The sequence below is a fragment of the Dolichospermum planctonicum genome, from assembly GCF_005402965.1.
Lineage (GTDB): Bacteria > Cyanobacteriota > Cyanobacteriia > Cyanobacteriales > Nostocaceae > Dolichospermum > Dolichospermum planctonicum.
In genome coordinates this window covers 11,217-32,416 of sequence record NZ_BJCF01000044.1, presented here as the reverse complement: position 1 = coordinate 32,416, position 21,200 = coordinate 11,217, and the positions used below count along the sequence as shown (strand labels likewise).

Below are 21,200 nucleotides of genomic sequence, written 5' to 3'. Positions count from 1 at the left end.
GTCCTGTTTTTCCAACCCTACCGCCACAAAATCAGGGATAAAGCCCAGACAACAAAGAAAAAAATATAAAAAATATAATTTTTGTGACATCTATGTAAATCCGATCTGGGCAAAGATGATTCTCCGGCTTGGAGAGTAGAGAAAAATAGTCTTTCATTTACCTGAAATATGCTGTAGAATCATATAATTCCACTACTTAATCCTCAATTCTGCTATAGAATTGATCATGAGAAACATTAAAAATAACGGGTAAAAATCAATGGGACTGTTTGATCAAATTCTTGGGGCTGTTAATAGTTCCACTCAAGTCGGTGGCTTAAATGACTTACTAAATGTTGTTAGTAATTCCACTCAAGGTGGTGGTTTGGATGACTTGCTAAATATTGCCAATACAGTTAAACAATTAGGTAATAACGTTGGTGCAGACTCCTCGACAATCCAATCAATTTTATCAGTTGTTGGTAAAGAAGTACAATCATCTTTGCAGGTGAAGCAAGCTACCGACGGAACTGAATCCGTACAGGATTTTGTCAATCAATTTGCAGGAACTTCACCTAATTCTGAAGCGGTAAATACCCTATTTTCTCCAGATATTCAAGCAAAAGTCACTGAAAACGCCGCCCAGGTCGCCGGCTTAAATGTTGAGAAAATTCAAGAACTATTACCCAGTTTAGTGCCTTTAATCTTGAGTTTCTTGCAATCTAGTGGCAATCCGTTCTTAAATAAATTTCTAGATATTGATGGTGATGGTAATGTTGATATTGCTGATTTACTTAAATTAGCTAGTCGCTTTTTAAGAATTTAATCCTGATTCATCCCGACTGCATTTGTTCAAACATTATAGCAGGGAATCCACCGACAAATGATAACTTTAAGAATTGTAAACCGTTAACAATTGAGTTTATGAATGCAGCCGAGGATAAAACAATAGTCCGCGAATACTTTAACTCCACAGGCTTTGATCGGTGGCGACGCATCTATGGTGATGGTGAAGTCAACAAAGTCCAGTTAGATATTCGCACTGGACATCAGCAAACTGTAGATAATGTCATTGGCTGGCTAAAAGCTGACAACAATTTACCAGAATTATCAATTTGTGATGCTGGCTGTGGTGTGGGTAGTTTAAGTATTCCCTTGGCTATGGAAGGCGCTAAAGTCTATGCCAGTGATATTTCTGCTAAAATGGTATCAGAAGCCCAAGATAGGGCTGTAAAGGCTTTTTCCAATACCATAAATCCCTCCTTTGCGGTACAGGATTTAGAATCTTTGAGTGGTAATTATCACACCATCATCTGTTTAGATGTTCTGATTCATTACCCCCAAGACAAAGCCGATGAAATGATTTCTCACCTGTGTTCTTTAGCACAATCAAGAATTATTCTCAGTTTCGCGCCCAAAACCTGCTTTCTGACTATCCTCAAAAAAATCGGTAGTTTCTTTCCTGGACCGAGTAAAGCCACTCGTGCCTATTTACACCGTGAATCTGATGTCATTAAAGTCCTACAAAAAAATGGCTTTTCAGTGCAAAGACAGGCTATGACTCGTACACGCTTCTACTTTTCTCGCTTACTAGAAGCAACTCGTATACCTGCTGAGTAATCAAAAGTATTATGTTCAACATAAAAACTCTAAAAACCTAACCCCTAACTCCTTCCCTACTGGGGAAGGGGAGGGTAAAAACAAGATTCTCAAAGTCTGTAGCGTCATAAACTAACCATTCTTATAATATTAAAAATAACTGGAGGCTGGGTGCTGCGACAGCGCAACCCAACCAAATCCTAAACAAATCCTAAACAAATCCTAAAATTGTTGGGTAACATAAGTCAACCCAAACTATAAATCTTAATCAAGAACTACTTAAAGGTATCGCGGATTTGATCTTTCATTTTATCTGCGGGGTGACGAGATTCGCTTTTCGTATCCTTAGTTTTTCCCCCAGGTAGGTAATTAGGATTAACAATACTATTGTCTATTGCCCTTTCAGTTTTAGCTTCAATATCTTTTGTCACCGACTTTGACTTTTGTTTCCAAATCCCATCTTTTATATCTTCAACTGCATTACGAACCTTGCTTTCCGCTTGCTTTGCTTTTCCCATAAATTGATCTTTTTTGTTTCCTCTAACATTACCAATAGCTTCCTGGATTTTACCTTCAATATTCTTAGTTGTTGCTTCCACTCGATTCATGCTTGCAATTTGAGTTAGGCTATTTGGTTGAGTCAACAAAGTTGTAGCCAAACTATCCTCAGCAGCAAAAGCTGTAGAAGTTACCAAAAATAAAACTAAAGTAATGGTGAGAAAAAATTTGCGAAATGCTTGAAGTAATATCATTGAATTTTGCTCCCTCATTTATAGATTGGTAATTAGTTGGTAATTAATTTATTAAAGGCCTGATCATGGTCAATTTCGCACAGCCGGGGCAATTTTAACGACAACTTTCACACTTTTAACGCCTCTGATTTCCTTAGCAAGAGGATCGATTTTGTTTAATTGTTCTTGAGTTTGTACAGTTCCAGCTACGACAACTTCCCCATTTTTAGAAGTAACTGTTAATTGACCAGAGGGAATATTGGCTTCCAACTTAGAGCGCACTTCACTGGCAAGATCGGCATTAGCCCGATCTGAACTTCCCCCAGTGATGTTATGACGTTCCTCACGAGCGCGAATATCTGCATTAAGTTGATCTCGACGGACTTTGCTAGTTGCATCTTTTTGGTTACTTTCGACTGTTTTACTTGTGGGAACTTCACCAGTTTCCTCAGTCGAATTGGGCGCACTGCTGCTAGTTTTAGCCTTATTGTCGCAGGCAACGGTTCCCAGAAGTAGAATCCCGCCGAGAACTAAAGGCATGATTTTTTTCATGGTTCAAATCCTTGACCAAAAATCTGGGATACAAGCCCCGTCCTTTTAGGACGGCTTTATGTTAAAATTTGGTTATAGTCGCCATAGGGCATTGGGAGACTTTAAACGGACATGGAGGGACGATAAGACCACTTGTGGCGTGTTCCAGTGAAGTGTCAAGAATCATCGCACCTTCAGGTCGGTGAGTATGTCAATGTCCCGTTATTACCCCTTAAAACTGGGTTCTTTCCGGTGGAGAAATTCAAAAACATTCTTTAGCAGTAAATTAGAAACCAGAGACAGCAGTATCGGCATAACGACTAGTCGCCGGGGGATTGTAAACTTCCCATTCATGCAGTCCTTTACTCTTGAGAATCGTTTCTGCCCGCATGATTTCCGCCTCTGTACCATCTACAATCACCAAATAATTGCCATCAACCACATAATCGTGATAGACCTGGGCCCGGTGTTCAGGAATTCCTAAACCCACCAGTCCACCAAGCAAACCCCCAACTGCTGCGCCAATTACACCACCAGTTAGGGTTGTAGCGATCGCCGTAGCTGCTGCCCCTGCTAACATTACCGGACCGACTCCAGGGATAGCTAGAGTTCCTAACCCCACCAGCAAACCGGTTAGTCCCCCAACTACTCCTCCTGCTTCCAATCCAGTTTTCGCTCCTTCGTCAACATGAGTGGTTTCGGTTACGTCTCTAATCCGTGTGTCACCAATCCGGTAACTCTGACTCAACTTTTCATTGTCTTTGGCAATTACAGATACCTGATTCATGGCAAATCCGTTATCTCGCAATTCACTCAGAGCATTCTCTGCCTGTTGGTGACTAGAAAACACTCCTACCGCTCGTTTATGAGAAATCAAAGTCATTTTTTTCTCCTCTCAAAAAGTGAACAAGTGGCAGGTAATCAGGGAAAACCCCCGCCCTGCCTGTTTATGCTAGTCAATCAGTTTTTTGGCTTCATCTTTTACATCTTCAACTGCGTGGCGAATTTTGGCTTCTGCTTGTTTTTCTTTACCTTCTGCTTGAGTTTTTGGATCTCCAGTTACATCACCTACTACTTCTTGAATCTTACCTTCAATGTTTTTAGCAGTTGCCTCGGCTCTATTTTGCATACTCATAATCTGCTCCTGATAGAAAATGATGAAAATTAATTAATTGATATCAAATGATGTGAAATCTGGGTTTTATCTCCTTTCCACATTCGGATGTTCTTGGGTGTTAATATCTAACTCTTCTCGACGCAGAGTTTCTTCGGCTTCAATGGTTTCGTGATCTACAACTTTATCAACTCTGACTTCTTCACGTAAGAAGGCTTCTTTATGAATGTCCGCAGTTTCTTCATAAAGATTTATATGAGTTACTTCTGTTGTCCCAAAGCTATCAGCCCCTAAAGTAACTGCTTCTCCCGCATTTGTAGGAGTTATTTTTTCAATTACAACTCGTTCTTTATCTATTGGTACAGAAACCCGCGCTTTTTCTGTTTCTGTATGTTTACCAACAATAACTTCTCCCGTCTTCGTGCGGATTTTATTGGCAATTAATCTTTCTTGATATAGTTTGAATGTTTGATGATCTTGCTCATTCAGGGCATATAAAGCTGGTTCTTGTTGATAGTCATAGCCACTGCCATTACCAGACTTCTGAGGTGGGGCTATAGGCGCTACCATGGTAGCTCCAGCAGTTCTAGAGGCAGCTGTATCCATAGAACCAGAACTTTCTAAGAATGCTTCCGAACGATATACTCCTCTTACTTGTTCTTCATAGTTATAATCAATTTCTTTGTGTTCGTTAAATTCAGGTAAATTCTCCGCTTGTTGCTTGGTCATTCCCACTGTATAAATCCGTCCAGAGGTATGATCAACTCGTGAACGACCAACCGGTAATAAAACTTTTTTACCGAAAATCCACAAGCCTAAATCAACAACAAAATACCGGAAATGTCCTTTTTCATCTACTAAAATGTCACTGACTGTACCAATCTTTTCATCTACACTTACATAGACACCCATGCCTTTGATGTCTTTGCCTTCAAAACTATCACGATAATTTGGATCAAATTCTTTGATTTTTAAAAGAGTCATAATTTTTTCCTCTCCAATTTATTAGCTTGTTTCCAGGTTTAAATTCCTATTGTGTGCAAATTTCATCATGAATCATGATCTGAGGTCATTGACTACCCGGAAAGCGATTAAGTTCAAGTTCAATTGATTATTCTCAACATTAGAACCTGGTAAAATTGAATTTTTAGTTCTTAGTTGTTCTGTTCTAATAGATTCATATTAGATATTTTTATGATTAAGACCTTCCATCAAAGGCCTGATTATGTTTGTATGTCATTAGATAGATATTCTCAATTAAGTAAGTTTATAAAAATCAATACAATTTTCACTTAAACTAATAAAGATACCCCACCTCTTTTTTGTTGTAAATAGTAAATATTTGTTGTAAATAAATTTAAATAAATTATGAGTATTTATGATCACTTAAATTGATTGTATAAACGCAATCAGTTTAACTCCTGTGGGGTGAGCATTCCTTATCACTAGACATTAGTAACACTATCCAAACTTAATACACGGATATTTTTCCAAAAATTCCTTCAGGAAAATTGGCAATAATACACCCAGTGTCAAAAAATTGCACTAAAATCACTACGACGGTAATCTTTGGGTGTCAGGTATGGGGTATTTTGAAGTCAGCTTGACGATAAAATTAATCCACTATCTGTAGCCTATGGGCTTACGTCCCTAAAAAATTAGAGAGTTAACTTACTTATGATGTTTCAGTTGTTAAGCCGGGTCTTGCTATGGCTCTTAATTGGTGTTGTAGCCTATTCCTTGTTTCAAAGATTCTATCCCACAGGAACTTTTGTCGGTAGATTCATTTTAGGGCTGGTAATTGTTGTTTTAGCCTTGGCTTTTCTTAATCCCAATGAACCAGCAGTATCTTCTTTGTGGCGGTTTATCTCCTTTCCCCTCAAGCCCTTGGGTGCTTCGGTTTTAATGTTGTGTTTCGCTGCTCAAAAAATCAAAGGAGGTGGTATAGACAAACCGGGCGGTTACTTACTAGGATGGGCTTTAGGTATTTTACTTTTATCTAGTACACCAGCGATCGCTTATTTCTTAGTTAGATCACCAATTGCTACAGTGGAGGGTAATAATCTCAATTACCAATCTTCTTCATCTGCTTTAGTAGCCTTAGCTCCAGTCAATACTAGTCCTAGTATCTCAGATATACAGCAAGATATCATCCTACATCAGGAAGAGATCAATTCTCCCATTATAGCTTTCAATAGTATGAATAGGAACATTCCCTCCTATCTACTCCAAAATCCCCAAGAAATCAGAAACCGTGGGTTACGGGTAGAGGATTTTGTCCCTAGTGCAGAAACTCTGCAACTTACTACCCAAGTATGGGAAAGTTATCTCAACCAAATTTATGTTTTCTTGCGTGGTCGCCCGTGATCATGTTTAAAATGTGACTGGGGTTAGGGGATGAAGGTGGGAACAGATTAATCATTAATCATCAATTGCTGGCATGGCCAAATCGCACAGACTTGCTAAAATCGCTCACTATTTACGTCCCTATTGGCGGGAAACTATATCAGGTATTATCGCCTTATTACTCGTCAATGGACTGGGGGTGTATATTCCTTTGTTAATTCGTTCTGGAGTAGATACACTTTCAATTTCCACGAATGTGAGTTTTCACCAGGTAATACATTACGTGGTGATCATTACTCTACTCAGTTCCGCCATGTGGATGGTACGAATGGCTTCCCGTATTTGGATATTTGGTGTGGGAAGACAGGTGGAATTTGACCTCAAACAGCGGATTTTTGAACATTTACTCCGATTAGAACCTGCTTATTTTAACGTTAATACCCCTGGGGATTTAATTAGTCGCGCTACTAGTGATGTAGATAATATTCGACGATTATTAGGCTTTGCTGTCTTGAGTTTGGCAAATACCATGTTCGCCTATGCTCTAACATTACCAGTCATGTTATCCTTGAGTGTAGACCTGACATTGGCATCATTAGCAGTTTATCCCCTGATGTTTCTCGTGGTGCATTTTTTTAGCGATCGCCTGCGTGACGAACAAACCGCTGTCCAGGAAAAACTTGCAAATATCAGCGAACTTGTCCGGGAAGATATTAGTGGTATTACTCTCATTAAAATTTACGCCCAAGAAAAAAATGAGCGTCAGGCTTTTAATCGAGAAAATCAACAGCTATTAACTGCTAATTTGCAATTAGCTAAAACTCGTAACACTCTATTTCCTCTCATTGGTGGTTTAGCTAGTCTCAGTTCTTTAATAATCATCTGGTTAGGTACAGCACGAATATCTACTGGTTCTCTAGCAATTGGGGATTTTTTGGCGCTACTAATTTATGTAGAGCGTTTGGTTTTCCCCACGGCTTTATTAGGATTTACCATTACAGCTTATCAACGAGGTGAAGTTAGTATTGACCGATTAGAGACTATTCTCAGTGTAACCCCCAAAATTCAGGACACAGCTAATAGTCAACATATTGAAATCCGTAATATCCAAGGAGAACTAACAGCAGTAAATTTTAATTACACTTACCCTGGTGTCAATACCCCAGCTTTAGATCATCTCAATTTTACCATTGCCCCTGGGGAAATAGTCGCCATTATCGGTCCTGTGGGTTGTGGAAAATCAACTTTAGCCAATGCTATCCCTAGATTATTAGATATTCAGCCCGGACAATTATTTTTAGATGGCTGGGATATTACTCAACTCGCTGTGAGTGATTTAAGAAAAGCCATTGCTTACGTACCTCAAGATAGCTTTTTATTCAGTACCACCATCAAAAATAATATCCGTTATGGCGACCCCCTAGCCCCAGAAGAAAATGTAATTTACGCGGGCAAAATGGCGCAAATTGATTCAGAAATCGGTAAATTTCCCAAAAAATACGAAACCATTGTGGGAGAGCGCGGTATTACCCTTTCTGGTGGACAACGACAACGCACAGCTTTAGCAAGAGCTATGTTGATTGATGCCCCAATTTTGCTTTTAGATGATGCCCTTTCCAGTGTAGATAATCAAACTGCTACACAAATTCTGGCTAATCTCTCCACAGGTACAAAAAGAAAAACTGTGATTTTCATTACTCACCAACTTTCCGCAGCGGCCACCGCTGACCGAATTTTGGTCATGGAGCAGGGCAAAATCGTCCAAAGCGGTAATCACTCAGAACTTGTAGAACAGCCTGGACTTTATAAGATTTTGTGGAATCAACATCTTGTAGAAGAACTACTCCATTGAACTAAAATAGCTTGATTTTGTGGATAATTAGTGGTTATATTACTAATAAGAGAACTCCAGAAAAAGAAATACTCAGGGTTTGGAGAGATATTTTGGGTAGATTTTATCACTTCCCAAGCATTCTCTTAATAATCAGGACTTACGTAAAACGCCAGGAAAGTAAGGGTAATTCATGAATTACCCCTAAGTAATAATAAGGCTTATAGCTACACCTGACTGTTAGCTATATTCTGTTTAAGTCCTAATAATGCTGATGATTTCACTGTTGGCTGAATATATAGGAATATCACTGTAATGATTTTTTCTCAAAATTGGAGCAAGCCAGAAATGATTGCAATTGGAGTGGAAACCAAAGTCAGCAGGTTAGAATCTATTGTTGAACAAATTGGAGACGCTGTACTGTCTACAACTGAAACAATTGAACGTCTTGGTCAAAGAGTAGATTCCCTGAGTTTACAACTAGAAATCCAAGGAAAACAAGTACAGCAGCAAAGTTATCAGATTTTTGCCTTGTGTGACGCTGTCCAAAGTCTGGCGGACTCTCATAAGGAGTCAATACGACAAATCACTCAATTGTCACAAACTTTAGATGGACTCCTATCTTTACTGCAAAATTCAGATGAATAATTACCACAGTTGATGTTAAAAGCTAATGTTAAACTCTTAACTTTGTCACCGCAATTTTTCCAGAAAAACATATATCAACATCACTATTAGGAGTTCGCTCTCGTTGCCCGTATTCTCCTATGTAGCAAAAACCATCATCTTGTATGCGATAATTAACAGGTAAAGGCTTTGTACAAGGTTGACAAAATATTACCTCTGGAAATGCCGCCTCTGGTGACAAATGGGGTAAATTGACATTCCAAAAACATCCGGGTTCTAGAGGAAGTTGAATTAAATTCTCTAATAATTGGGAAGTCCATTTACTAGCTGCATCCCAATTATAATCGAGATTGCCGCGACGATAGTGAGAAACAGCAATTCCTGGAATACCGTGTATTGCTGCTTCTCTCGCAGCAGCGACAGTACCGGAAATATATTGATCAACTCCTAAGTTTCCACCAGCATTAATACCTGAGATTACGTACTTGACATTTGGATCAAGATGTGATATTGCAACTCTCACACAATCAGCAGGAGTTCCTCCTACTGCATACTCCAAATCAGAACGACGTTCGACGTTAATTGGCTGATGGGTAGTCACTTGATGTCCACAGCCTGATTGATGTAATTGTGGTGCCGCAATAATCAGTTTAGTCTTGTCATATTTAGTGCTTACGGCTTTGAATAAAGCTGCAATACCTGGGGCATCAATACCGTCGTCATTGGTTAAAATTATAGTCATTATTCGTTAGTGAGTGGTCACTTGTCAATCTGGAATATGGTTTGGTGGGTGATACTACCGGAAGTTATTTTAATTCACCGCCATATAAATGTAACATAACTTGAGTAATTTTAACATCTTTGTTGTTTATATTTGTTGTTTATAATTGTGATTTAATGAAATTACTTGAGTAGTTTAGTATAGAAATGGTTAAGGTGTCAAGATGGGACAGTTCCCAAACTGGCTGCTAGTTAGTGCTTTTACCTTTGGTATTGGTATCACCGCTTCTTTACATGGTGCAAACACTCATAACTTGTCTGGATTAGCAGTATGCAGTATGTGACAATTATACTTGTGGTGTAACATAGCTGATAGCGCGTTTTTTAGTGGTTCATCTTCATTATTGCAATTATAAAAAAATAGATCACTTTTCACCTACAGTCCACCAAGCTAAAGCATAAGGTTGAACAGCTTCATTAACCTGCTTCTTAAATTCTACCCGAATTTTATAATTACCATTAGTAGAAACTGGACAAAAGATATGTTCAATATTATCCACTTCACTCACAGAAGCACACATAACAACTTCATTGTTCTTCCCATTTTCCTTAACCAAATAAACATCAAGATTATTTAATCCCTGATCTTTAAATGTTTCCCCCAGATCATATTGTTGATTATTATTTTTATCATTCAACTCTACCAAACGATCCCAACTTAAAGTAATAGCTACAAAACTATTTGCTTTTAAACCGCTTTGAAAAACATATTCCTGAGCAGTATTAGCATTAACTTTATCATAATTCCAACCAATTGATGGTATAGGCGCATTAGCTTTCCATTGACCACCATTTAATTGTTGATAAGCTCGAAAAGCATTTAGATGACCTGCTCCCATTTGAGCATCTAAGGAAATTTTTGCATCTTGATAAGCTTCCGTTACTAACCAATCTTGATTTTGTTTATCAACTAATGTTCTCGTCATTCCTAACCGTAAACCATCACCACTATCTTGAATTTTATCTGCTGCATTGAGTAATATAGCTTTCATCACTTGATGACGACGAGCATCAATGCTCCAATTTAGTTGTTTATTTCGCAATTGTCTATCAGTAAACTCTTGCAATAATGCTACAGTAGCAGTAACCTGTGGTGCAGCAAAACTAGTACCTGTAGATTTATTAATTTTACCATCGGGATTAAGTAAAGGAATATTAGTACCAGGAGCAACTAAACTAATTGCTCTTCTATTACCAATATTAAATTCTTTTCCAGTTAAACGATCTTTTATTTCTTGACTGTTATTAGTCAAATTAGAAACGTGAACTTTATCAAAAATTCCGTTTCGTTCTGAGGAAAAAGCCACATTAATTGCGTTAAAATTGTCTGTAGGAATAGGAATCCCGCCTTTACCTTGATTTCCCGCAATAGTATACACAACATCATGCACACGACTAGACCAGTCAATACATAATGTGAGTAAAGCATTTCCATCTAAAATAGCTTCTGGTCTAGAATCACGATTTAATGGTTCACCAAAACTAAAATTAATAGCTCGAACATCACCACCATTTTGTAAAGCGATGTGTTGCGCTGATAAACACTCCTCCGGTTGACCATTTTTTCTCATAGACCCCACAGCGGAAGAATATAATCGTGCATTGGGTGCTACACCAGGAAAAGCTTTATCTTGACTTACCATGACAGCAGAAACATTATAGGCATGAGACTCAACATTAAAATTTGACTTAGCTACAAGATTGCGGATAAAAACCGCTGTTGGTGATACAGCACGATTTTTAGACACGGCTTTGTCCCAGCCAAACATTCCTGGACGACCGATTTCTACTTGACCAATAGCAATTTTTCTTCCGGTTAAATTATAAGGAGCTTGATGTAGTTCTAAAGCATCAATACCATTCTTCCCTAAAAAATTTGTAACTTTTACACCAGCAAAGGTTGGTAGAGTTAAGCAGGAAAAACTTAAACCCCAAAAAATTATCCAATTTTTGTTCATGAGCTACTAAGTAAAATACAAGACTTAAAAGATATGGTACAAAAGGCAATGTATAAAATCTAAGAAGTGAAAGAGAAGATGCAAAAGGCAATGTATACAATGCTAAAGGTAAAAGAAAAAATGCAAAAGGCAATGTATAGGGTATCAGAAAGATATGATTTTTATCTTTTCTTTCTTCTCCTGAGTCCCGACTTCTGACTCCTGATTTTCACTAAAAAACTTTTTTACTCTTGCCTTAATTAATAATTTATCCATATTTTGTTACAATACCTACAGACGAAGACGCTTAAAACCCACTAACCATGACCCAAAATTCATCTCAAAAGCCCATAGTTATTGCTCCATCTATCCTATCAGCAGATTTTAGCCGTCTGGGTGACGATATTCGCGCCGTAGACAAAGCGGGAGCAGATTGGATTCACGTTGATGTAATGGACGGACGTTTTGTCCCTAATATTACAATAGGTCCTCTGATTGTGGAGGCGATTCGTCCGGTTACAACTAAACCCCTAGATGTCCACTTGATGATTGTTGAACCAGAAAAGTATGTAGAAGGTTTTGCTAAGGCTGGTGCTGATATTATATCCGTCCATGCTGAACATAACGCATCTCCTCACTTACACCGCACTTTGGGACAAATCAGAGAACTTGGTAAGCAGGCTGGAGTTGTACTGAATCCTGGTACACCTTTGGAGTTAATTGAATATGTGCTGGAATTGTGCGATTTAGTGCTAATTATGAGCGTTAACCCCGGTTTTGGTGGTCAAAGCTTCATTCCTAGCGTAGTTCCTAAAATCCGCAAATTGCGTCAAATGTGTGATGAACGCGGTTTAGATCCTTGGATTGAAGTTGACGGGGGTCTGAAAGCTAATAATACTTGGCAAGTTTTGGAAGCTGGTGCTAATGCTATTGTAGCAGGTTCGGCTGTATTCAATGCTCCTGATTATGCTGACGCGATTCACAATATCCGTAACAGTAAGCGTCCAACTCCAGAATTAGCTGCTGTTTAATTTAAATACTTCTGATCAAGTACAACTTAGATCCTCGATTTCTTTGAGAAGTCGGGGATTTATTTTATATTTTTATAAAATTTGATGCCTTTGAAAAATCAGTTAAGATGATGTTGGTACAACCGCTCTAAGTAATTGACTTCCCTAATATGACAACCAGCGCAACTATAAACAAGGTGGACTACCTCCGCATCAGTTTAATTGATCGCTGCAACTTTCGTTGTCAATACTGTATGCCCGAAGGTGCAGAACTTGATTATATCGTCAAACAGCAATTATTAACTGATGAGGAACTGCTTACCCTCATTCAAGAGGTATTTATCCCCGTTGGTTTTACCCGCTTTCGTTTAACGGGTGGTGAACCTTTACTCCGTCCTCATGTAGTTGATTTAGTTGAGAAAATTGCTCATCTTCCCCAAACTGAAGATCTAGGAATGACTACAAATGGATTTCTACTCGCTCCCATAGCCCAAAATCTCTATGATGCAGGTTTAAAAAGAATTAATATTAGTTTAGATTCTCTAGATCCACATATATTTGCAGAAATTACCGGTAATCATGGACGTGGACGCTGGCAACAAGTGTGGCAAGGTATCCAAGCTGCTTATAGGGTGGGATTTAACCCGTTGAAATTAAATGTAGTGGTAATTCCTGGCGTTAATGACCATGAAATTTTAGACTTGGCTGCTTTAACTATTGATAAACAATGGCACGTTAGATTTATTGAATTTATGCCTATTGGGAACAAAGACCTATTTAGCGATCGCGGTTGGGTATCTTCAGCAGATTTACGTCAATCCATTTATGAGCGTTGGGGCTTGACAGAATCGCAAGTTTGTGGTAATGGACCTGCGGATATATTTCAAATTCCTGGGGCTAAAGGCACACTAGGATTTATTAGCCAAATGTCAGAATGTTTTTGCGATCGCTGTAACCGGATGCGTCTTAGCGCCGATGGTTGGCTACGTCCTTGCTTATTAAATGAAACCGGTCAAATTGACTTAAAATCATCTTTACGCGCTGGTATTAGTACCACAGATCTACAAACACAAGTGAGACAAATTTTAAATATCAAATCAGAAATAAACTTTAAACAACGTGACTCTGGTACTCTCGGCACTTATGCCCGTACTATGTCCCAGATTGGTGGTTAGTCAGTTAATATCAGGGAATCTTAGATTTTATAGGGCTGACACAATTGTCACAAAAAATAAATTATAATCTTCTGTTTTTAGCTAGAGATTTAGCTCTGATGATTGTTCTCGTAGACTCTCGAAGAGAGGACTAAAGTCCTCACTACGATTTAGGGTATTATGCCAGCAAGTTCTGTTTTAGATTTTGGATTGTCAATGCCAAGAAAAACAATTCCCATCCAAAATCCAAAATCCAAAATCCAAAATCCAAAATTGTCCTAGGCTTGACGTGAGTAGTATTCCACCACAAGTAGTTCATTAACTTGTAGTGCCACCCATTCCCGTTCAATTATACTATTGACCTTACCAGCCAATTTAGTTTTATCAAACTCTAAATGACTAGGAAGATTAGCTAAACCGGGATATTGCAGGTTAGCTTCCACTAACTTCTTAGAAGCTTCTCTGTTTCTCACAGCAACTTCCTCACCGGCACGGCATTGATAGCTGGCAATATTTACTACTCGACCATTAACAGTTACGTGACCATGATTCACCAATTGACGAGCGGCCGGGATTGTCGGAGCCATACCCATACGGAAAACGGTATTATCCAAGCGCATTTCTAACAATTGCAGTAATACCTGTCCAGTAGAACCAGCTACTCGTCTAGCTTTACGGACATAGCGCAGCATTTGTTTTTCGGTCAAACCGTAGTTCATGCGGAGTTTTTGCTTTTCCTCTAAACGGATAGCATACTCAGATCGCTTTTTACGGTTTTGACCATGTTGTCCTGGGGGATAAGCGCGTCTAGCACTCTTCCGAGTTAAGCCTGGTAATTCGCCTAAACGACGGACAATTCTGAGGCGGGGTCCTCTATATCGGGACATGAGTTTCCTTAATTTAATCCTTCTAAAATTTTATTCAGACCTACTATTATGACATAGTTCCCAATCATAATAGACATTTTATAGGTAAATTGTCTTCTATTTACAGATAATATTCACAGCAATCAATCAGTTAAATCCACCAACTTTTGGCGTATTTTTGGTGATTACACCGACCTGACTGAATGGGAGAAGATGGGGAATCAGATTCTCAGGTAGCATAACCTTGGTTAATTGGAGAATAGTTATCGAAAGAAAGCAAAAAAATTAGTAACTTTGGGAACAAATCAACAAATTATTGCTTCACTGTATTTACAGCATCATTGATAATTATAGGTGATTGTTAACCAGTAGTTTAGCGACTATGACTGTTACCGATTCCTATCGAGACGACCATCAGGTTTGTACCTACTAGCTCATTGAGTATAAGTACCACAGCTAAACCAGCATCTCAAATTTTTGCCCCAACACTTCAACCACGGGAGTGATCCTGATTATGTAGTCAGAATTTATCAGCCTACACAAATTACACCTGTGGTTGCCCTTGATTTCTGTCACCACAATATCCACAGGATTTAGCAACCTGTGTAGATAGGATTAGTCACAGTGATCAGATATCAACAAATTTAGACACTTTTGTTAAGTGTGTCCCCGGTTTACGTCGGCAAATTGATTTGTGTCCCACCTAGGCATGAGATACTTGTATTGATGCCAGTGAAGGATATAGAGTTTTGGCGGATTATCTACCAATATATTGGGTTACAATCCAAATAAGAGAATATAGGCAAGCCCATCAGTTCCCATGAATAAATAGATTTATCACTGTACTCCTGGTAAGTGTGCCACCCTACGCAAGATACAAATAGTGTCTTCTATTCATCCTTATGACCAAAAACCATTTGTAAGATCATTGGTACTCCCCCCTCCTGGTGATATTTATCCCCCCAAGAACGAATAACTTCGTCTAATTCGTCTATTGCTTGCTCGATTTGATCAGCCGGAATATCCAGTTCTTCCACAGCCCGCATCGTGTTTGGTTTCCGATCTGCCCAATATTTCATCATCCGGAAATATCGGGCTGTATCCTCTACCATCGTGTATGTGCGCTCTTGATCATCAGCAGGAGAATAAAAAGGACGAGTTAGAGCATAAAAGGGCATACCCCAAGGAGAATCAATGCGTGTTACTGTTCCTGAATACAAGAGCCGACGCTTGATATGTTCTGCTAATGCTTCACTCAAGGGCATTTGGTGACTAGGGGGTAAGTCCTCCTGCGATCGCTTATGAAGAAAGTCAATTAACTCCATAAATTCAAATGAGGTGACTAACTTAGCATCAGGAAGATTTTTCGGTAGCTTTTGCTCAATTTGTTTTTTCTCTTCGCTGGTTAGACTCGTACCAGGAACACGGGATCTTCCTGGTTGCCAAGGATATTTTTCCATCCAGACATAAGGAAGTTGAATCAGATAGCGAGGTTCTTGGGAACCTAGCATTTTTAGCAGTTTGCCCTCAGTTAAAGCTTGTCTTACTTCTTCAACAATTATTTTAACTCGCTTTGGCTCAAGGTGGTGCAAATGTCCGGTCATTCGCAGGTTTTGTCCCTGCTCTAAATAGGTCATGTAAATTGCACACTTGGCTGCTGTTGCGGCTGCATCTAAAAATGCTCCATGCCTGTGTCCACCTGTCCGCATGGCACTGAAGGCTAGATAAAGCATGATCTGATCCATAGCACTAGGTCCAAGACGCTTAATCAGATCTATGTCGTTGGTCATATTCTACAGACGGTTTAATGGCTCGGTTACAAGTATGATGTTCAAATTAAATTACTGATTATACACCCATTTTGAAAAAATGATCTCTCAACTTCAAACCTAAAAAAAATGATCTCTCAACTTCAAACCTAAAATTACTGGTTGACTCGGAAATTTTTAGGTAGTAAATGTTCAGGGAGCAAATTGGCAATTTTTTGCCTCAGACTAACTAACCCCTCCCTCTGGTATGACTCGGAAACTTTAAATATCGAGGGTTTTGGGATGCAGGGTTACAGAGGAGGACGGGTAAAGTAGAATGATTTGCATTTTTTCTATTAGAACCCAGTATAACTTTCTCTTTCTTAAATATCTATATATTTTGCAAAAAAATTTCTTCCAGTCTTTTCTTACGTATGATTTTTGATACTCGTTAATCTGGACTGAATAAGTTCTAAAGGGAGGACAGGTAATAGGTAATAGGAATTTTACCATTACCAGTAGCCACTGAGAACTGACTATTTAGAAGGTTGTGGCTGATTTGGTGTTTTTCTCCAGCTAATACAGGCCGCACCCACAGTAACTAATATAACTCCCATAATCTGTACAATATCCAGGGATTCTTGCAGCATTAAACCGGCGAAAATTACCGTAAAAATTGGGACTGTAGCCCCAATTAAAGAGGAGAGAGGAGCGCCTAGTTTACGAATGCCAAAATTATTGAATAAGTAACCGCACAAGGTTAAAACACCTAATATAAAAGCACTTAAAACCAGTTCGAGTACATTAGATGAGTTAATTACTAAACCTAAATTACTTGGTAAAGGTATGATTAAGCACGTAAAACTTAATAACAGCATGGTAGTAAAGTTAATTAGTGTCAAAGATACGGGATGTAATTTGAGTTTGGTGGCGCATATTCTAGTAACAATGACGTAAATTGCAAATACTAGCCCGGATAGAATGGCTGTAGTGCTTCCTAATGAGGTATTGTTCACCACTACCTGACCACCCAAAATTAACAATTCACCAGCGAAAATTGCCGCCATTGCACCAGTGATAAATAAATTAGGACGCTCCTGAAACAAAAACCACGACAGAAAAACACTCATAACCGGATAGATAAAGAAAAGAGCGATCGCCATGGACGTGGTTACTTCACCAATAGCCAGATAAACAAGTACCTGCGATAAAAATAACAAGAAACCGCTAATTACTGATAAAAATAAAGCCTGTTTAGTGTTGTTCTGGCTGGGAATTGCTTTCCCCCGTAAGGAAGCAAATAAATTTTCTAAGTCTTGCCAAATTGGGGGATGTAATATAGGCGACAGCAATAACATTAATGGCACAACCACTAATAAACGTAGCATTAAAATTAAGAAAATATTACCCAATGTAGGCAAGATCAACTGCTGTGTTTCCAATCCTCCCGAAGAATTAAAATTAGAACCCGTAAAGAAGATTGCCTTAATGGCCACATTGTAAAGAGACGAAACCACTGTATACAAGGAAATCAAGAAAAAACCTATCTGCAACTCTGACGAGTTGGGAGATGTTCGTTGTCTTTGTTGTCTCGGAGTTGTTTGTTGTTTGGGTGTTATTTCCCGCCTTAATTTTGGTGCAGGAGGTCGTCTGGTTGATAAATTAGCAGTTAAGACAGAACTAAGTTCAGGTGGTGTATTTCCTAGTGCTGGTGCTGTTAATACTTTAGAAGTCAAGACAGCAGTAAGTTCAGGGTTTTCATCTTCTGGTGAAGTAGTTGGTAAATCTGGATTTATCAAAGAACCGGTTTCAGGGTTTTCATCTTCTGGTGAAGTGGTTGGTAAATCTGGATTTATCAAAGAACCGGTTTCAGGGTTTTCATCTTCTGGTGAAGTGGTTGGTAAATCTGGATTTATCAAAGAACCGGTTTCAGGGTTTTTCGCTGCCGATGGAGATAATATAGCGATTGTTGCTGCTGATGTAGAATCACCCTGTGGTAATTCATGAGGAATCAAAGCAACCGGTTCAATAATGATTTTTTTTGTAGATTTTTCCCCATTACCATTTTGATGAGTTATGGTTTCGCCACGTAGACTATCAGCCAATTGTAAAACTGTTGGCGCGCCTCCCATGGCTATATTTAGAGAGTTTGTGTCTCTATTTTTTTCTAGTTCATTGCGTAGCCTGTTAACAAACTCTGCTAATATTGTTTCTCCTTGCTGCTGTTGACTATACATCCGCGCCAACTGTTGAGAAAGATCACTTTGATAGTTTTTGAGTTCTTGTGATAGTGAACTAAAGGCATTAGTGACAGTATGATCAAGACTGTCTATCATGGTACTAACATTCTGTCCGTTCTCATTAACTGCACTATCATTAAATTGAGTATTTTTAAGTGAAAGTTGGTTAGAGGGGTTATGCTCTAGGGTTTGGGTAGCTAAAGTTTTCAATGAAGATTGTAATTGGGAAGAGATGTGTTTAGCTAAAACTTCTGCTAACTGACGAATTAACACCTGCTGTTCAGTAATTTGTCGTGATTGCTGTAACTGTTCTTTTTCCTCAATTAATTTTTGAATATCTTGAGATAATCGGTTTTTTTCCGCTTCTAGCCGTTTTACATCTTCCTGTAACGTCCTCAAGAGATTTTGTTGAAGATTTTCTAAATCCTCAACTACATCCCACAGAGCATTTTCTGCGGCTCTGGATAGCTCACCTCTAATGCGTGGGTTTTCTGGTCGCTTCTCAAATCGCCCCATCAGTTTCTAGCCTCTAACACCTTGATGATTAAGTAGCTGCTCCGAATACCGAATCAACACTTATATTAAGTTTCCTTCAGAAAATAGAGGAAACTGAACAATTTCACTAGATTTATAAATTTACTTAACTTATACAAGATTAGTACCCATCTTATGATTACGGAATTATAGTTGTGAACACGTCGGCATCTCTTAGCTAAAAGAATGTCTGATATGTGTCTATTCCTTTTAATTATAGTGATTAATGGGCAGAAATTGTGGAAAAATCTTCTCTCTTTTCCAGAGGGTGTGGCAAAATTCAAGAATTTACAGGTGGGGTCTGAAGTCGAGGAGGAAGAATTTTCCTATTTATTAACTTAACTTATTACTTATTACTTATTACCTATTATCTATTATCTATTAGCGATAGTGAAGATAATAGCGCTCATGGCGGCGCTGATGGGGACTGTAATTAACCAGGCGGCGGCAATATTTTGGATAGTGGAAAGTTTGATAGCTTGAAGATTTTGTACCAGTCCAATACCGACAACTCCACCGACAAGGGCGTGGGAAGTGGAAACGGGTAAACCTAAACGGGAAGCTAGTAAAATTGTCATTGCTGTGGCCAGTTCGGCGCAAAATCCACTGCTAGGTTCTAAGGAAATAATATTTTTGCCAATGGTGGTAATAACTTTTTCTCCCCAAACTGCTAAACCTGCCACAATTCCCACAGCACCTAAAAGCAGAATCCAAAGGGGAATAGTGAGTTGATCATTAGGGACTTTACCTTGTTGATTGATGTAGTAAATTACTGCCAGGGGAGCGATCGCATTACCAACATCGTTAGAACCGTGAGCAAATGCGACAAAGCAAGCACTGATAACTTGAAATTTGGCAAATAAACCTTGAATTTGATTGTCAATTTGACTATTTGCTAATTCTCGCCAACTGATCAAAGTCAGGGCTATTGCAGCCATTCCAGTGATGAATAGGGTAATATCGTGAGGAGGAATATTCAATTTTCTCTCTGTAAGTAAAAACTGGCTGAAAGGTTGAGTAATTGTGGGGAGAACAATAACACCAAATATACTCAATAGCAATGTACTTAACCAGGGAGTCCATTCTTGTAACTGGGACAGGGGATGAAGTTGATTAAAAATCCAGTGTCGAATTAGACCATATAAACCAGCGGAGATTGCACCACTAATTATGGGTGTTAAAATCCAGCCAATGGTAATTAAACCGACAGACGACCAATCTATTGCCTCTATTCCTAATGATACCCAACTAAAGCCAGCGATCGCCCCGACAATGGCATGAGAAGACGATACAGGTAAACCCCTGGATGTGGCAACTTGTAGCCATATTCCACCCGATAGGAGTACCGAGATCATGCCCATGACTAAAGTTTGTGGTGTCGTAGCAAATAAAGCTGGATCAGCAATTTTTGTTCCCAAGGTAGATGTTACCTCTTGTCCAAACAAGACAGCACCAAGAAACTCTAACACCCCAGCCATAATGATTGCCTGTCTGAGTGTAATCGCCTTAGAACCCACAGAAGTTCCCATGGCATTAGCGACATCATTTGCACCCAGATTCCAGGCCATATAAAAGGCTAAAAGGGCGACTATCACAAGTATTGCCATAAAATAAACCATTCACACCTATTAACAGGTCAAGATTTTGATGAATGATTTACATTTTCCATTTTTTTGGCTGTCAAAATTCAGGCGAGTTAGTAAGCTCGACAAAATAACTTGATCTATCCATCACTTGAGGGGAATGTCTCCTTTCACGACTGATAGCTTTTAACCTTATGCACCAAGTACAACTCTCGAGTCTAGATGTTGCCTGTGGTGCTGGACAAAAACTAAAGTTAATGAGACATTCTTGTAAGAGACAAGGATTAACTATATTCCTGATTAAGAGGAATACAGGTTAAGAGGGTAAGTAATTACCGGATGTTTTGATGAAATAGTGAACAATTTTCTGTCGATATGAAGTGCTGTAACTGTCTATGTTTTTAGCAGAGAAATTGAAATACTTATAGCTTGGGCGATGAAGAGCTATATAACTGATTAAAGATATAGTGCTTGTAACTAGCTATATCTAGTGTCAGTACAAGAGAAACTTATCGACGATAGAATCCCACAAGTGTAGTGCTGTAACTGTCTATGTCGTCTCAATACAAGAAGTGGTAGGCAGAATTAAT

At 38.8% G+C, this 21,200-nt stretch carries 18 protein-coding genes; 7 read left to right on the top strand and 11 right to left on the bottom strand.

Annotated elements, in window-relative coordinates; genetic code table 11:
• Window positions 1-259 precede the first annotated feature (259 nt).
• Window positions 260-805 carry a hypothetical protein gene (locus tag FFO06_RS16640; RefSeq protein WP_228036528.1) on the top strand — a complete coding sequence of 182 codons (546 nt, stop codon included), beginning with the start codon at window positions 260-262 and terminating at the stop codon, window positions 803-805.
• Window positions 806-903: 98 nt separating this feature from the next.
• A complete protein-coding gene (gene bchM / locus FFO06_RS16635; RefSeq protein WP_137909038.1) occupies window positions 904-1,599 on the top strand; it encodes a magnesium protoporphyrin IX methyltransferase in 696 nt (231 codons plus the stop codon).
• Window positions 1,600-1,853: 254 nt separating this feature from the next.
• Here the strand turns inward: bchM and FFO06_RS22625 are convergent, their stop codons facing one another.
• The 5 genes from FFO06_RS22625 to FFO06_RS16610 form a co-directional block, all read right to left on the bottom strand.
• Window positions 1,854-2,330: a CsbD family protein gene (locus FFO06_RS22625; protein WP_137909037.1), complete on the bottom strand. Its 477-nt coding sequence runs from the start codon at window positions 2,328-2,330 to the stop codon at window positions 1,854-1,856.
• Window positions 2,331-2,399: 69 nt separating this feature from the next.
• Window positions 2,400-2,861, bottom strand: coding sequence for a BON domain-containing protein (locus FFO06_RS16625; RefSeq protein ID WP_137909036.1), 462 nt, complete (start codon window positions 2,859-2,861; stop codon window positions 2,400-2,402).
• A gap of 265 nt (window positions 2,862-3,126) precedes the next feature.
• On the bottom strand, window positions 3,127-3,723 hold the full coding sequence (locus tag FFO06_RS16620) for a general stress protein (protein ID WP_137909035.1): 597 nt from the start codon (window positions 3,721-3,723) through the stop codon (window positions 3,127-3,129).
• 69 nt (window positions 3,724-3,792) lie between these two features.
• Complete coding sequence (locus FFO06_RS16615; protein ID WP_137909034.1) at window positions 3,793-3,975, bottom strand: CsbD family protein; 183 nt, start codon at window positions 3,973-3,975, stop codon at window positions 3,793-3,795.
• Between the two features lie 66 nt (window positions 3,976-4,041).
• Window positions 4,042-4,938, bottom strand: coding sequence for a DUF2382 domain-containing protein (locus FFO06_RS16610; RefSeq protein WP_137909033.1), 897 nt, complete (start codon window positions 4,936-4,938; stop codon window positions 4,042-4,044).
• Window positions 4,939-5,634: 696 nt separating this feature from the next.
• Here FFO06_RS16610 and fraI point away from each other — a divergent pair.
• The 3 genes from fraI (at window position 5,635) to FFO06_RS16595 (ending at window position 8,779) form a co-directional block, all read left to right on the top strand.
• Entirely contained in the window at window positions 5,635-6,321 is a 687-nt protein-coding gene (gene fraI, locus FFO06_RS16605; RefSeq protein ID WP_137909045.1) for a septal nanopore formation protein FraI, read from the top strand.
• 73 nt (window positions 6,322-6,394) lie between these two features.
• Complete coding sequence (locus tag FFO06_RS16600) at window positions 6,395-8,152, top strand: ABC transporter ATP-binding protein (protein ID WP_137909032.1); 1,758 nt, start codon at window positions 6,395-6,397, stop codon at window positions 8,150-8,152.
• A gap of 327 nt (window positions 8,153-8,479) precedes the next feature.
• Window positions 8,480-8,779 carry a hypothetical protein gene (locus FFO06_RS16595; RefSeq protein WP_190396867.1) on the top strand — a complete coding sequence of 100 codons (300 nt, stop codon included), beginning with the start codon at window positions 8,480-8,482 and terminating at the stop codon, window positions 8,777-8,779.
• Window positions 8,780-8,807: 28 nt separating this feature from the next.
• Here FFO06_RS16595 and surE read toward each other — a convergent pair whose 3' ends face one another.
• On the bottom strand, window positions 8,808-9,500 hold the full coding sequence (surE, locus tag FFO06_RS16590; RefSeq protein WP_137909030.1) for a 5'/3'-nucleotidase SurE: 693 nt from the start codon (window positions 9,498-9,500) through the stop codon (window positions 8,808-8,810).
• Between the two features lie 403 nt (window positions 9,501-9,903).
• Window positions 9,904-11,496 carry a S8 family serine peptidase gene (locus tag FFO06_RS16585; protein ID WP_137909029.1) on the bottom strand — a complete coding sequence of 531 codons (1,593 nt, stop codon included), beginning with the start codon at window positions 11,494-11,496 and terminating at the stop codon, window positions 9,904-9,906.
• A gap of 302 nt (window positions 11,497-11,798) precedes the next feature.
• On the opposite strand from FFO06_RS16585, the gene rpe reads away from it, so the two are divergent.
• Window positions 11,799-12,506, top strand: coding sequence for a ribulose-phosphate 3-epimerase (gene rpe / locus FFO06_RS16580; protein WP_137909028.1), 708 nt, complete (start codon window positions 11,799-11,801; stop codon window positions 12,504-12,506).
• A 167-nt stretch (window positions 12,507-12,673) separates the two neighbouring features.
• The gene (moaA, locus tag FFO06_RS16575; RefSeq protein WP_137909044.1) at window positions 12,674-13,660 is read left to right on the top strand and encodes a GTP 3',8-cyclase MoaA; all 987 of its coding nucleotides are present in this window, start codon (window positions 12,674-12,676) and stop codon (window positions 13,658-13,660) included.
• Between the two features lie 257 nt (window positions 13,661-13,917).
• On the opposite strand, the gene rpsD is transcribed toward moaA, so the two are convergent.
• The 4 genes from rpsD to FFO06_RS16555 all read right to left on the bottom strand — a co-directional run bounded on the left by rpsD (window position 13,918) and on the right by FFO06_RS16555 (window position 20,634).
• Window positions 13,918-14,526 carry a 30S ribosomal protein S4 gene (gene rpsD / locus FFO06_RS16570; RefSeq protein WP_028082312.1) on the bottom strand — a complete coding sequence of 203 codons (609 nt, stop codon included), beginning with the start codon at window positions 14,524-14,526 and terminating at the stop codon, window positions 13,918-13,920.
• Between the two features lie 869 nt (window positions 14,527-15,395).
• Window positions 15,396-16,295: a heterocyst differentiation master regulator HetR gene (hetR, locus tag FFO06_RS16565; RefSeq protein ID WP_137909027.1), complete on the bottom strand. Its 900-nt coding sequence runs from the start codon at window positions 16,293-16,295 to the stop codon at window positions 15,396-15,398.
• A 494-nt stretch (window positions 16,296-16,789) separates the two neighbouring features.
• The gene (locus FFO06_RS16560; protein WP_137909026.1) at window positions 16,790-19,009 is read right to left on the bottom strand and encodes an EamA family transporter; all 2,220 of its coding nucleotides are present in this window, start codon (window positions 19,007-19,009) and stop codon (window positions 16,790-16,792) included.
• A gap of 392 nt (window positions 19,010-19,401) precedes the next feature.
• Window positions 19,402-20,634, bottom strand: a complete 1,233-nt coding sequence (locus tag FFO06_RS16555) for an inorganic phosphate transporter (RefSeq protein ID WP_236097170.1) — start codon at window positions 20,632-20,634, stop codon at window positions 19,402-19,404.
• Window positions 20,635-21,200 lie beyond the last annotated feature (566 nt).